The sequence below is a fragment of the Gracilibacillus dipsosauri genome, assembly GCF_003176895.1.
GTDB classification, from domain to species: Bacteria; Bacillota; Bacilli; order Bacillales; family Amphibacillaceae; genus Gracilibacillus; species Gracilibacillus dipsosauri.
Genome location: NZ_QGTD01000008.1, coordinates 443,347 through 457,283, shown reverse-complemented (window position 1 = coordinate 457,283; position 13,937 = coordinate 443,347). Strand labels below are relative to the sequence as shown.

Genomic DNA, 13,937 nt, shown 5'->3' with positions numbered 1-13,937 from the left:
TTAAAGCCAGCCTCTAAATCGTAACGCTTCTGCTTGATTTCTTAACCCAATCATATAACTTGCAGTATATAAATTTACATCTTTCTGTTCTGCGATGTCTGAAACAGCTTGGATTGCTTGCTTGATTATAGTACCAAATAACTCTGTAATCTCATCATCAGTGAACTTTTTTCCCTGCTTATGTTCCATCCACTCGATATAGGCATATATAATTCCTCCGGTTGTAGATAATACTTCCGGAATTATTTGAACTTGTTGCTGATGTAAGAAGTGAATTGCTTCCCTTTCTAATGTATGGCTGACTGTTTCAACAATGAAAGTAGAATGTAATTGTTCAGCAAGCTCTTTAGTTATTTGTTCATTTTTCGTTGTTAAAATTAGCACATCTGCCTGCTGTCTCATTAGTTCTTCGATGGTTATACTATTTTTGTTTCTTGTAATGATTCCAAAACGATCCTTAGATTTCCATAACTCTGGTATGTCAATACCGTCTTCTTCAAAGATGGCAGCTTGTGGGTCAGATATTCCTACAATTTTCGCACCTTTCTCATATAACGCATCTGCTAAATAACTACCGATCTGCCCAGTGCCATGTATTAATATTCTCGTATTATGTAAATCCAGCTGATGCTGCTCGGTCAAAGAAAGGATTGTCTGAAGGATCCCCTGTTTGATAGCTTCTTCTTTCTTTTTCAAACCACCTAGCACAAATGGCTTACCTGTAATAAAATTGGGATCTTCGTTTGCGTTCAATCTACTATACTCATCCATCATCCAGGCCATGATCTGTGGATCAAGTGAAGCATCCGATGAAGGTATATCTAGTTGTGGGCCAATAACGTGTTGAATGACCCGAACGTATCCTCTACATAGTCTTTCTAATTCCCTATAGGATAATTCTCGAGGGTCACACACAACTCCTCCACAGCTTCCTCCTAATGGTAGCTGTAGATTACTTGCTTTTACGCTCCTTAAGATTGCCAATGCTGAGACTTCTTTTTCCGTTAATGTTGGTCGAAAATGGACATTTCCTTGGGTCACACCAAATAGATCGTGATGCTGTATTCTATATCCGGTAAAAATTCGGATTTTATCATCATCCATCCGAACAGGAATACGTACTTTTAACACTCGAGAAGGTTCTTTTAATAAGTGATATATTTCATTAGGATATCCTAGTTGTCTTAACACATCTTCCATCATATTTTGCAAATGTTCATAGCTAGTGTTCAATTTTGTCCTCTCCTACCGATCCACGTAAAAATACATAATATTAGTATACAATTTTATTTTGCGATTGTGAAATATCCGATATGTTTTTCCTATATTTTTCTTACTATGTAGTGCAATAGAAAGGAAAAAGAATCCTCTTCAGAATAACATAGGACAAACGTCCTGCACATACTATGATATAGGTATGGATAAGAAAGGAGAAGGTTTTATTGAATTTTACATTAGTGAAATGTTATACACCGTATATAAGCCCATTAGATCCTTGCAAACCTATCTTAAAAAAATGTTATTCAACTCCACCTAATCTTTATTTAAATTTTCAGCCAACTAATTTAGAACAATATCCAACAGCACGAGAAGCCCTTTTTCGTGGTACACTTTGGCCATTTCTTTATGACCCATATTATCTAAAGCGAGAGGAGGCATAACCAGATGAGTCAATCCGCTTTACCAGAGTCCTATTATCAGCTATTAGAGAAAATTCAAGCAGTTGACTTCGTGTTAGTCGATCTTACACTCTATTTAGATACCCATCCCGATGACCTTGATGCGATAAAACAATTTAACCAAGCCTCTTATGAAAGCAAACAATTAAAAGCAGAGTTTGAGAGTAAGTTCGGTCCTCTTATGCAATTTGGTGGAAGCTTTTCGAATTATCCGTGGGATTGGAAAAATGCCCCATGGCCATGGCAAGTGTAAAGGGAGGGAACAGCAATGTGGTATTACGAAAAAAAACTTCAGTACCCTGTAAAGGTTAGTCAATGTAATCCAATGCTTGCGAAATATTTAATCGAGCAATATGGTGGTGCAGACGGAGAATTATCAGCAGCACTCCGTTATCTCAACCAACGCTATACGATACCAGATAAGGTTGTTGGCTTGTTAAATGATATCGGTACAGAGGAATTTGCCCATCTGGAAATGATTGCGACAATGGTTTATAAATTAACAAAGGATGCCACTCCTGAACAACTAGAAGCAGCTGGCTTAGGCGCACATTTTGTTAATCATGATCATGCTTTATTTTATCATAATGCAGCTGGATCTCCTTGGACGGCAACCTATATCCAAGCAAAAGGAGATCCGATAGCTGATTTGTATGAGGATATTGCAGCAGAAGAAAAAGCTAGAGCAACTTACCAATGGATCATTGATTTATCGGATGACCCTTTTATTAATGACTCCTTGAAGTTTTTAAGGGAAAGAGAGATTGTCCATTCACAACGTTTCCATGAAGCGGTTGAAATATTAAAGGAAGAACGTGATCGAAAAAAGATTTTTTAATATGACAAAGCGCCTATGCATTAAACTAGGCGCTTTTTACATGCTAGAAATTCTTCTCCATCAGACTAAAAATGATGGTAGTAATAATAATGACGATAAAGGCAATGAGAAGTATACGAATGAATAAGAAAGGATTATTCTTTCTTTTGATTCGACGATGCACTGTACTTCTCGGTGGAAAAGTAGATATTTGGTCCCTTTCCATTTGACTGTTATGCTCATCAACTAGTTGACGAAGGGAACTTGCTTGATCATCTTTAAAATCCGTCATGATTGACTCCCCTCCATTACCTTGTTCTCCCTTTTTAGCTTTCTATGTTTTCCTGCATAAAAGCATAGGCTAATTTATCTTTCCAGCTATTAAGTTGTAGATTTACTTTTCTTTTAGCAGGCTTCCATTTAGTCCAATCGAAATCACATTTATCACAGCATATTCCTTTAGGGTTATTGTACCCTTTTTGAAAATGTTGAAACAATGTCGCTCTTCTACACTTTTTTGTATTTATCCAGTCGACCATTTCTTGTAATTTTAGATTTTTTTGATCCAGTCGATTTTGAATGGTTTTTTCGATTTTATACATACTTTGATCAATGTTGAACGAATGATTAACCTTTCCGTCTACGTCGAGAACACCTAATTTTTCTACTTGATAATGTAAAAATCTCCAATGTGTTTCATTATTTTGGGTCAAGCTTAAGATAAAATCCTTTATTTCTTGTAAGTCTAGTTGAGGGTTTTGTTTTATTTCTTCTAATACCATTCTAACAGTAGTAACATCTGGTAATTCAGATTGTGTTAGTCGTTTAGGAATGAATTTATCCATATCATGATACAATAGGATACTAATACTTTCCTCTCCGTCTCTACCTGCACGACCTACCTCTTGAATAAATGATTCAATCTGTGATGGTATGTGATAGTGGATGACTAAACGAACATCCTGTTTATTGATCCCCATTCCAAAAGCACTTGTACAACATATAACATCCAGTTGGTTTTGCATAAATTGTTGCTGAATCAATAGCCTATCATTGGTTTCTAAACCACCATGATAAAAAGCAATACGTAGATCTGCTAGCTCGCTTTGGAGGTGAATCGCTATTTTTTCCGCTTCCTTCCTACTGGAAAAATAAATCATAGTTGGAACGGGAAATTCCCTCAATTTAGAAATAATGTACTCCTTTTTCCGCTCTCTTTCCGTAAACTGCTTTACTTTAAAAGCTATATTCGGTTTATCCATCGGATATATTAATCTTATGCAATTATTCATTTGAAGTGACTGAATAATATCCTCTTGCACTTCCTTCGTAGCTGTTGCTGTTAGTGCTAAAATAGTCGGTTTATTTAATTTGTGGTGGACTTCACCAAGTCTTAAATAGTCCGGTCGGAATTCAAAGCCCCATTGTGAAATACAATGGGCTTCATCAATTACCATTAAGGGAATGGTAAGGGAGTATAACCTTTTAAGAAGAAAATTATTTTGTAACATTTCTGGTGATACGTATAATAGCTTGTACTCACTTAGACGATTGAATATATATTGTTTTTCGGATTCTGTGATCATGCTATTGATTGCGGCAACTTGCTTAAATCCGTGTGCTTTTAATTCCTTCACCTGGTCTGTCATCAAGGATAATAAAGGAGATACAACGATTACGGTACCTTTTAACAAAAGAGCTGGCAATTGATAACAGATTGATTTACCAGAACCAGTGGGAAGAACCGCAACAACATTCTGCTCAGAAAGCACCGCTTCTATAATCTCCTTCTGACCAGTTCGGAAATGATCATAACCAAAATGATGCTTTAGATGTTGTTCTAGCCTGCCAGTCATTGTGTTTGTTCCTTTCTGGACTTCTTATTCTCTAACGCAATTACGAGTTTTATTTGAAAATAACTAACATACTCGGGTAAATGAGACTTAATGTTTTTTAATTTATTGGTATTGAGATGATTTACTATCTGCAAAATTTCATCATATATCTTTTTCGTTATAAATTCCGACCAAACTAAATTATTTTCCCAATAAGCTATTTCAATAATATGATCCTGAATTGTATTCTCTTTTAAGCCTCTTCTCTTGGCAATTTGTTCTATATCCATTCCCTTTTTCAGCTGTTGATAAGTTCTTTGAGCAGATTCTGTTATCGGAATAGACTTATGAACCAAATCAATTTTATCTAACACATAAAAGGATGAGGATTGTTGTATTGACGCTAGAAGCTGGTGGATTATATTCATTAATATACAATGTATATCGAACACAGTTACTTGATATTTAAGTGCTAGTTGCTGTTTACTTAATCCAACTTGTCGATATGTAGTCATATGGTCAACGAAAATATCCGCATAGCTTGATGGGATTGTGTTTAAATGTGAATATAAATCCTTGTATAAGTTAGAGAAATTCGCTTGGCTTAATAAGGAATGCCGAGCGATTATTTGTTTCACTTCCCTTTGGATTAAAGGATTATCGATAACCGGAATAAACCCACGTTGTCCTGCCATTACATTCGTCATAGTTTGTATAAGAAGTAATAGCTTATCTAAAAAGGCAGGTGCCTTTTCACTAAATTTCTCCCCATTAAGTGAAAGCAGCTGCAAATGACTACCTTTTACTAGATAAAGAGAGCCTTTTTCTGTAAGGGTTCCTTTTCCATCCTGGTCTAACTTCATATATCCATCGGCTATCAACTGATGGATCATCTCTTCAAATTGATCACGCTTTAAGATGCGATAAATTCCATAATATTTTGAAAGGTTATAAATATAACTATCTTGAATAGATTGTGTTGATTTTTTCCCTACAATTAAGTGGTATATGTTGGCTACAGAACGTTCACCTTGAACTTGCTGCAAGCAATATAATAAAATCCATTGAAACATTTTTCTACTTTACACTCCTTTTTATTATTGTACCAATGGATGTAGAAAATAGATATGAAATTCATATATATGATACAATATTATTGAATATTTTTTAAAGAAAAGAGGACCTATTTATGCCTTTATATACATGGGTCGATCAAGAAACCTGTATTGCATGTGGGGTATGTGGAGCAACTGCTCCGAGTATTTTTGATTATAACGATGAAGGAATAGCATTTGCGAAGAGAGATAACAATCAAGGGAGCACACCGATCAAAAAGGAAGAGGAAGAGGATCTTTTGGATGCAAAGGAAGGTTGCCCTACGGAGTCCATTAAGGTAATGGAAAATACGAACAATAGATAGGAACGGCAGTTAACTTATATATTTAATAGATGTAGTCCATTGTGTACAAATAGCCTTCGATGACACAATGGACCACTTAACCTACTGAATTGGAATCGGGTTTACTTGAATAGGTACAGTTAGTTCTTTTGTTAGGTCATACTTCCCTACACGATTGTATCCAATATCCAAATCTACTTTATCATAGCCATAGCTTTTAGCCGTCATTAAAATAGCTTCAATCATAGTCACTGTTCCTTGGTTATTTCCTAATAGCTCGGAACGTATCATTGCCCTCACACTATCCTCTTTTGTTTCTACCTCAATTTGAGCATCATTTGGTACCGTAGCAAGAACTTCATTAGCAGACTCATTTAACGTCATTTCTGTAAGTGCCTCTTCAAATGATGAAATATGCCCTTTTTCAATTGGTATGAGCCATGTTGTTTCTTTGTCTGAAGATTGGAATTTTTTATAGGCTACTGGCTGTAATTCCATTAAGCTTAACATATTGTGTTCAGACAGCTTTTCAACAAATGGATGATTTCCACTTACCTTTAATTTTTCATAACCATATGGTCTAAACATATAGGAGATCAATTTCCTAAATGATTGTAAATGGTTACTAGATGCAGTTACTGGATAAGTGTCATTGAAGATAACTTCCAACTCGTTTGGAGCCGAATCTAACTGAATATCTAGCTTTTCGAGTTGTAAATTACGTAAACCATATGTTTCTGGTTGGACAAATTGATCCAATTTCATATAATAATCATCTAAATTTGTAACTAGACCTTCACTATCGATCAAACTGATCGGAATAATGTAGGATAAGTCCTCCACAAGCCATGCTGTATAAATCGTGTTATCTTTCTGTATATACTCAACAGAATAAGAGAAGGTGTCTTCATTAATATTTTTAAAAGGGAACAAGGAATCGTCCGTTAATAATCTATCTGCTGAATTTGCAACAGAGTTGTTTTCTATGACATCATTCTCTGGTAATTCAGATGAATATTCTCTTTCTGTCGCTGACTCGTTGATTGCAATATCCATAGAAGAATTATTCCTCTGAATCAAGTCAAAATCTAAACTTCGAGCAACGACAAGAAGAACAATGATGGAGCAGAAAGTTGCGACTACAGGAATCCAAAGTTTTTTTCTTTTTCTTGGCCGTGTATCATCATCGATTGTTTGAAACTCTTTTTCAATATTTCGGAGGATTTCTTGTTTGGATCGTTTGTCTTGGATTTTAGGAAGCCTTTTTAACAAATCCTCTACTGTTTGCTTATTATTAGAATGATTTGTTTTCATGATCAACATCCTCCTTCTCCCTAGCATCCTCCATTAATGCTTTCAGTACTTTTAATGCACGATGCTGCGTTGTTTTCACTTTGCTGATTGACCAGCCAAGAATATCTGCTGTTTCCTTTATATTAAAATCCTGAAGATACCTTAAAATAATGACATGTTTTTGATCCCAATTGCACTGATCAAGTAATCGATACAGTAACTTCATTTGCTCATCTAAAATCGTAACTTCCTCAGGCAATGGTTCATTCGCTTTAATCATCTCTCCTTCTGCACCCCAATTAAAAAATTCTTTAATTCGCTGACGCTTTCTTTTTAAGCTGCGAAAATAATCAAAAGTGACATGCCGTGCAATAGAAAATAACCAAGTTCTTTCGGAACTATTTCCTTTAAACTTTTGATAGGATTTTAATACTCTGATATACACATCTTGTAAAATATCTTCTGTTTGCTCTTTGTTTTTTACCATATAAAAAATGTACTGATATAAGTCCTTGTGGTATTCATCGTATAATTGTTCAAAAGTGGTCTTCACCAATAGACCCCCTCACTCTTGTAATTTGTCGATTAAACAGAAGAAAGGTTACACCAAATGTCAAATTCCATATTGAAATACCACAGCAAGAATACTGCGGTTCCTCTTACACTTGCTAAAACTAAGACAAAGCTTGCTTCGGAAGGTTTTTTGCAAGAAATGGATATAACAAAATAGTAAATATTACGTTTCCAATGGCATGTAAGGTATCAAATGGAAGGCCAGCAATATAGTAAGCGAAAAAAGTACCACTATAAGTATAAGTGCCGAGCGAGAGAATAAAGCCATATACATATCCAGATATTAAACTAATGGTTAGTACTACCATGAATGGCTTATTCCAGCATTTCATACCGATAAATCCTACTATTAAGCCGATGATTCCCCAGCTAATTATTTGCCATATCGTCCAGATCCCCACTCCTAGTGCCAGGTTAGATACATATGCAGCAGTAATTGCAAGAAGTACGCCTGCCAATGGCCCCAAATAAAAAGCACTTAGAATGATAATGGAGGAAACGGGTTGAATATTAGGGAGAAACTGAAAAAATATTCTCCCAACTACTGCTAAGGCTGCTAATAATGAAATTGTAGTTAATTGAGATAAACGCAATTTCATTCAGTAATCACCTTTAATTCTAAGACAATCTGATCTTGGTCCTGAATGATATAATCATTCACACCGACAGATGGCATTTCATCATTTACCGTGTATAACCAGTACTTGCTCTTCTCTTTATTTTGATCATAACCTTCTATTGAAGTGATAAAGCCATCTTCTGTTACCTCCACTTCAAATTCTCTCTGAAGTACATCTAGTAGTACAGACTGTTCATCAATTTCTACATTTTCTTCCTTTATAAGGTTATTTTCATTATAAATTTGTATATTTGCTGTGGTAACAGATGAACTGTCTGGATCTAGATCATTTGTCGAACATCCAGATATAAATACAATAGCTAAAATAAGACTCCATAAAATGCTAAAATTACGGCGCATCATTCTTCCTCCTTAATCTTTGGAGGATTTTACAAAAAAGTAAATCAAGAGTCTAATACATTGGCGGTCTCTACAACTATACTTTCATGCTCAATCCTCTAAGCATAACCATTTGGCTTAATGGCAGGTCTTTTGGCTTGTGCTTTTAGCCTACTAAGAATCTTCTCATACGCTCGGTACATACAGTTTGAGGACAGAACTGGATTTCACAAGATTCCCCATTAAGTACTCATTACATCGTTAATGATTACAAATTAATTTATTTTACTTCAAATTTATAACCCACTCCCCATACAGTAACAATCATTTTAGCAGCATTTTCGGATACTTTACTTAGCTTTTCGCGGAGTCTTTTTACATGGGTGTCTACGGTTCTTAAATCACCGAAAAATTCATATTTCCAAACTTCTTTTAATAATTCCTCTCGTTCAAAAACTTTATCTGGAGCTTTTGCTAAAAATAATAGTAGCTCGTACTCCTTCGGTGTTAAGTTAACTTCTTTATGGTCAGCTAGAACTCTATGTGCATCATTATCTATTACTAGATGTGGAAATTCTATCATATCTTTCGAACGATTACTTTGATTCTGTAGTTGTAAATTACCAGCTCTTCTTAAAAGTGCTTTTACTCTTAGAACTACTTCCCTTGGACTGAATGGTTTTACTATGTAGTCATCTGTCCCTGCTTCGAAACCATGAATTCTACTTAATTCCTCTCCTTTTGCTGTTAGCATCATGATCGGTGTAGATTTATGTTCTCTAATTTCCTTACAAACCTCTAATCCATCTTTCCCAGGCATCATTAAATCTAATAATATAACTTCATAATCCTCATTTAAAGCTTTTTTTAAAGCTTCCTCTCCATCAGCTGCTTCTTCCACCGTATATTCTTCTCTCTCTAAATACATCTTCAATAATCTACGAATACGGTCTTCATCATCCACAACTAATACTTTCTTCTGCTCCTTATCCATGATTTTACCTCCTATCACTACTCTATTAGTATATACGGAAAAAGCACAAGGGACAAATATCTCTTGTACTTTCTCGCAGATCTATTATTCTTTTTTAGCTATGGTTTAACCGGCATAGGAGTGTAAACCTGCTAGAACCAGATTAACGACGATTAAATTAAACATAATGATCGCAAATCCAACTACAGCTAGCCATGCTGACCTTTCACCATGCCAACCTCTCGTCAACCTCAAATGAAGGAAGATAGCATAGAAAAACCACGTGATTAGTGCCCATACTTCCTTAGGGTCCCAACCCCAATATCTATTCCATGCCTCTTGAGCCCAAATGGCTGCAAATATTAGACCACCTAATGTGAACACTGGAAATCCGATCGCCACTGATCGATAGCAAACCTCATCAAGTAATTCAGGATTCGCTTTTTTCAAAAAAGGCTGAATGGCTGCAGCCACCCTTTTTCTTAGAATTAATCTTATTCCTGTATATAATAGTAATCCAACTAATAAGGACCATATTAATGTATTTAGCTTACGAGGTGCTTCCGCGCCATGTAGCCATTCTGGAGTTGGAATAAGTGCATCCATTCTTTCTTCAGTAAGAAGCTCTCCGTCAGGTGGACCAAATATTGCCGGTATTTGATAATCCAGTTCTGTAGCATTTCCTTCCAGCGTATACTCAAATGTAGCAGAATAATCTGCAATCGAAAAAGCGGTAGTGATGATAACAAATCCTAACGTAGAAAAGATTGCATACATAATGATCTCCAACCATTTCGTCTTAGCAGTCGATTTTGATTGGTTAATCTGTCTTATTAAATAGATAATTCCCGCAACAAAACTAACAGCTAAAATCGCTTCACCTAAAGCAACGGTTGTTACATGGATGTACAACCAGTGACTCTTCAGGGAAGGAACCAATGGCGAGATTTCCCTTGGATACATACTCGCATAAGCAATAATTAAAAGGGCTATTGGCAATGCAAATAAGCCAAGTAGCTCGATTCGATAAATAAAGTAAAGGATAATAAATGCTAGTACAAGCATCATACCAAAAAACGTAACAAATTCAAACATATTACTAACTGGCGCATGTCCACTTGCTGCCCAACGCGTGAAGAAATAACCTAGCTGTGCAAGAAAACCAATAATGGTTGTACTTATAGCTATAAGGTGTAGCTTTGTAAATGTTTTTTCTTTTCTTTTGTCTTTTATCGTAGCAGCAAATAATAACGTGGCTATTAAATAAATAATAAAGGCACTATATAAGAGCCTGCCGCTCCAAGTTATTAAGTCTTCCATTGTAAGCCTCCTAATCGGTAATCATTACTCTTTGTCTTCTTGATCCTGTAGGAATTTAAATTTAGTATTGGAAGAAACCTTCTCCCATTCATTTTTCATACCGAACCAGTTTTTATTCGTATGGCAAGCAATTAAAAGTTTAGATTCTTCTGGATGAATCCATATTCTTCTATGCTGCCAGTACATCCCTTGCACAACACCAATCATAAAGATGAACGCACCTATTCCAATTACCGGTAACGTATAATCCCTCTTCACTTTTAATCCACTTACATTTCGAACATCAAATCCAGTTAAACCAATTTTATAATTGTTTTGATTATTTGGATCAATATTTTGTCCAATAGCTAAGAAGCTTACCTCAGGTTCTTCTGAATTCGGAGGATATACAAAAAAGACAAAACCAGGGTTTCGAGGATAATTGGTTCTTGACTTTGGCATACCATCCTCTAACACAAAATCCGGATAATAACTATCTAGCTCAATACGAAATCCATTATCAAACGTATATTCAGATTTAGGATCAGTTAAGTCAACCGTGAATTCAACCATCGCTTTTTCGTTTGCATCATCTTTCTCATGTAACTTAAATGACATACTTTGAAACTCATTTAATTGATAGCTATCTTGATATAGTGCTAATCCGTCGAATTTCATAGGTTCGTTGACAATAATTTCTCCACTTTTCACTTCTTTTAATTCTGGTTCCATTCCAGGAAGATTTTCAGATATATCCTGAAAAACAACAGCATTCGTTTGAAAATTCTTAGGAATAGGAGCCTCTTGACTACTAATTACCTCGTCAAATTTAGCATCCTCTTCCTTTTCTCCGTAAGTCTCAATAATAAATTTCTCATTTTTTACGTAGTATTGCTGATCTGTCCCAGGGATAACTTCAGTTTCTCCTTCTCTAACCCATACAAACTCATCGATATACATAAATGGAACAAAGCGCAATAAGGTTCCAAGAAGGAATATAATTAAACCGAGATGGTTAACATAAGGTCCCCATCTGGAGAATCTTCCTTTCTCAGCAAGATAATGGCCATCTTTTTCTGTTATACGATATCGTTTCTTGCGTAGGTGGGATAACAATTGGTCTACATCATTTTGCTCATAGTTGTTATATTCCCCATAAAGCTTTTGCCTTTTTAAGAAGGCAGCATGCTTTTTAGGATTTTGGTGCTTCAATGCTTTATATAATGGGATACCTCTATCTAAACTAACAATAAAAATAGAAATACCTATAAGTGCTATTAATAACATATACCACCAGGAACTATATAACTGATGAAATCCTAGCTGATAATAGATTTGACCAAAAATGCCATATTGATCTCGATAATGTTCTGATGCGCTAACGGTATTTGGTATGTATATCTCTTGTGGAAAGATGGTTCCGATTGCTGATGCTACAAGAGCAATCGCAATTAGGGTAACTCCTACCTTGATAGATGAGAAAAAATTCCATATCTTATCAACAATGGATTGATTTCTCGTCTTGGAACGAATTGCTCTACCGTCATAACGCATATTGAGCAATTTTTTATTTTCTACATCTAATGGATTACCGCATTTGTTACAAATAGAGGTACCTTCTTTATTTTCAAATCCACAAGCCCTACAAGTATACGCTCCCATAAAAAACCCCTCGTTTACATATTAACTAGGTACTATTTGCTCTAGATAACCTTCCAGGTTTTCTAGAGTTAATTCTCCTAAGACCCTTTCTACAATAACTCCATTCTCATCAATGAAATAGGTTGTTGGAAGTGGTTTAATTCCATATGCATCCATTACTTCTGATGACTTATCATGAAGGATAGGAAAGGTTAAATCATATTGATTTACAAATTTATTGATCACAATTTCTGTCATATCAACACTTACTGCAACAATTTCTACTCCTTTTTCCTTGTATTGTGGATACAAGGATTCCATATAAGGCATTTCTCGCTTACAAGGTTCACAATAAGTTGCCCAGAAATTAAGCATAACCCCTTTCCCTTTTAAATCAGATAGACGTAGATTCTCTACATTTTCTCCATTTAATTGTGTTAATTGAAAGTCTGGGGCCTGTTCACCTACATCAACCGCTTCATCCTCGCTAAGTACATTTGAAACAATGGCAAAGAGCATAGCGCCAAACAAAACGACTAAAATGGCTGTTCGATAAATTAGGCGAAATCGCTTTTTTTTACGTTTTTGTTGATTTGCTTTCTCTACCTTATTCATGATTTTCACTCCCTTCGAACATTTTACCATCATATTTATCACAATATTGTGACAGTTATTTAACAATTTTTTGAGCTAACTTTTTTAAATCGCTAATTTCTTGAGGCTTGAGCTCACGATATTCCCCTGGTTGCAATCCATCTAGTGTTAAGAAAGCAAGCCTTTCGCGTCGCAATTTCATTACTGGACAATTGATGGCATCAAACATTCTTCTAATTTGGCGATTTTTTCCTTGATGAAGAATGACCTTCACAATGGCTGTTTGCTTCTTTTTATCTACTGACATGATTTTGACCTGCTTAGCCTTTAGAATATCACCCTCTGAACGGATACCTTTTTTAAATGTTTTAAGAGCTTCATTTGCTGGAATTCCTTTTGTCTTCACAATATATTCTTTGTCCATTTTGTACCTTGGATGAAGTAATACATTCATAAAGTCACCATCATTTGTCATAATGATTAAGCCGGAAGTATCATAATCTAATCTTCCAACAGGGAAAATTCTTTGTTCAAATTCCTCAAAAAAATCCACAACCGTTTTACGGTCCTTATCATCAGATACACTAGAAATAACGCCTCTCGGTTTATAAAAGAGAAAGTAGACAGGCTTTTCCTTCTCTATTGGAATGTTGTTCACCTCGATTTGATCACTATCGGTTACTTTCACTCCTAATTCCGTTATCACTTTACCATTTACCTTTACCTTACCTTCTTCAATTAGTTTTTCTGCTTTTCTTCTTGAAGTGATTCCGCTCTTTGCAATCACTTTTTGTAGACGTTCACTCATGCTATACACTCTTCCTCTGTTTTTTTAAGTTAGTTCGTCATTTTCACATAACCCTTATCATGAAAAGG

Annotated in this window: 17 protein-coding genes; 4 read left to right on the top strand and 13 right to left on the bottom strand. The window is 35.4% G+C overall.

The genetic code is table 11. The features are described from left to right. Positions 1-1,233: a Glu/Leu/Phe/Val family dehydrogenase gene (locus DLJ74_RS09320; protein WP_109984246.1), complete on the bottom strand. Its 1,233-nt coding sequence runs from the start codon at positions 1,231-1,233 to the stop codon at positions 1-3. Positions 1,234-1,442: 209 nt separating this feature from the next. On the opposite strand from DLJ74_RS09320, the gene DLJ74_RS09315 reads away from it, so the two are divergent. Genes DLJ74_RS09315 through DLJ74_RS09305 form a run of 3 tightly spaced genes read left to right on the top strand, consistent with a single transcriptional unit; the run spans position 1,443 to position 2,517 of the window. Beyond that, entirely contained in the window at positions 1,443-1,661 is a 219-nt protein-coding gene (locus tag DLJ74_RS09315; protein ID WP_054859348.1) for a spore coat associated protein CotJA, read from the top strand. 4 nt (positions 1,662-1,665) lie between these two features. Beyond that, positions 1,666-1,932 carry a spore coat protein CotJB gene (locus DLJ74_RS09310; RefSeq protein ID WP_054787965.1) on the top strand — a complete coding sequence of 89 codons (267 nt, stop codon included), beginning with the start codon at positions 1,666-1,668 and terminating at the stop codon, positions 1,930-1,932. A gap of 15 nt (positions 1,933-1,947) precedes the next feature. Next, the gene (locus tag DLJ74_RS09305; RefSeq protein ID WP_054859347.1) at positions 1,948-2,517 is read left to right on the top strand and encodes a manganese catalase family protein; all 570 of its coding nucleotides are present in this window, start codon (positions 1,948-1,950) and stop codon (positions 2,515-2,517) included. 43 nt (positions 2,518-2,560) lie between these two features. Here the strand turns inward: DLJ74_RS09305 and DLJ74_RS09300 are convergent, their stop codons facing one another. The 3 genes from DLJ74_RS09300 to DLJ74_RS09290 are packed head-to-tail and all read right to left on the bottom strand — an operon-like array spanning position 2,561 to position 5,404. Continuing rightward, positions 2,561-2,788, bottom strand: a complete 228-nt coding sequence (locus tag DLJ74_RS09300; protein ID WP_054859346.1) for a hypothetical protein — start codon at positions 2,786-2,788, stop codon at positions 2,561-2,563. 34 nt (positions 2,789-2,822) lie between these two features. After that, entirely contained in the window at positions 2,823-4,352 is a 1,530-nt protein-coding gene (locus DLJ74_RS09295) for a RecQ family ATP-dependent DNA helicase (RefSeq protein ID WP_109984245.1), read from the bottom strand. Continuing rightward, positions 4,349-5,404: a YpbB family protein gene (locus DLJ74_RS09290; protein ID WP_109984244.1), complete on the bottom strand. Its 1,056-nt coding sequence runs from the start codon at positions 5,402-5,404 to the stop codon at positions 4,349-4,351. Before DLJ74_RS09290 ends, DLJ74_RS09295 begins: the two co-directional genes overlap by 4 nt. 116 nt (positions 5,405-5,520) lie before the next feature. Between DLJ74_RS09290 and DLJ74_RS09285 the strand changes: the two genes are divergently transcribed. Then, entirely contained in the window at positions 5,521-5,751 is a 231-nt protein-coding gene (locus DLJ74_RS09285) for a ferredoxin (protein ID WP_109984243.1), read from the top strand. Positions 5,752-5,832: 81 nt separating this feature from the next. Here the strand turns inward: DLJ74_RS09285 and DLJ74_RS09280 are convergent, their stop codons facing one another. From DLJ74_RS09280 to DLJ74_RS09240, 9 genes are all read right to left on the bottom strand, one after another. Beyond that, positions 5,833-7,044 (bottom strand): hypothetical protein, encoded by a 1,212-nt coding sequence (locus DLJ74_RS09280; protein WP_109984242.1) that lies wholly within the window; start codon positions 7,042-7,044, stop codon positions 5,833-5,835. Continuing rightward, positions 7,025-7,576 (bottom strand): RNA polymerase sigma factor SigX, encoded by a 552-nt coding sequence (locus DLJ74_RS09275; protein ID WP_109984241.1) that lies wholly within the window; start codon positions 7,574-7,576, stop codon positions 7,025-7,027. Before DLJ74_RS09275 ends, DLJ74_RS09280 begins: the two co-directional genes overlap by 20 nt. A 121-nt stretch (positions 7,577-7,697) precedes the next feature. Continuing rightward, positions 7,698-8,195, bottom strand: a complete 498-nt coding sequence (locus DLJ74_RS09270) for an ECF transporter S component (protein ID WP_342767735.1) — start codon at positions 8,193-8,195, stop codon at positions 7,698-7,700. Next, positions 8,192-8,575 carry a DUF4430 domain-containing protein gene (locus DLJ74_RS09265; RefSeq protein ID WP_054787959.1) on the bottom strand — a complete coding sequence of 128 codons (384 nt, stop codon included), beginning with the start codon at positions 8,573-8,575 and terminating at the stop codon, positions 8,192-8,194. The genes DLJ74_RS09270 and DLJ74_RS09265 overlap by 4 nt, the downstream gene beginning before the upstream one ends. Before the next feature lie 259 nt (positions 8,576-8,834). Then, positions 8,835-9,548, bottom strand: a complete 714-nt coding sequence (locus DLJ74_RS09260; protein ID WP_054859342.1) for a response regulator transcription factor — start codon at positions 9,546-9,548, stop codon at positions 8,835-8,837. 105 nt (positions 9,549-9,653) lie between these two features. After that, on the bottom strand, positions 9,654-10,847 hold the full coding sequence (gene ccsB / locus DLJ74_RS09255; RefSeq protein WP_109984239.1) for a c-type cytochrome biogenesis protein CcsB: 1,194 nt from the start codon (positions 10,845-10,847) through the stop codon (positions 9,654-9,656). 24 nt (positions 10,848-10,871) lie between these two features. Beyond that, positions 10,872-12,488 (bottom strand): cytochrome c biogenesis protein ResB, encoded by a 1,617-nt coding sequence (gene resB / locus DLJ74_RS09250; protein ID WP_109984238.1) that lies wholly within the window; start codon positions 12,486-12,488, stop codon positions 10,872-10,874. Positions 12,489-12,509: 21 nt separating this feature from the next. Further along, positions 12,510-13,082, bottom strand: a complete 573-nt coding sequence (gene resA / locus DLJ74_RS09245; RefSeq protein WP_054787995.1) for a thiol-disulfide oxidoreductase ResA — start codon at positions 13,080-13,082, stop codon at positions 12,510-12,512. A gap of 55 nt (positions 13,083-13,137) precedes the next feature. Further along, complete coding sequence (locus DLJ74_RS09240; RefSeq protein WP_109984237.1) at positions 13,138-13,869, bottom strand: pseudouridine synthase; 732 nt, start codon at positions 13,867-13,869, stop codon at positions 13,138-13,140. Positions 13,870-13,937: the final 68 nt, after the last annotated feature.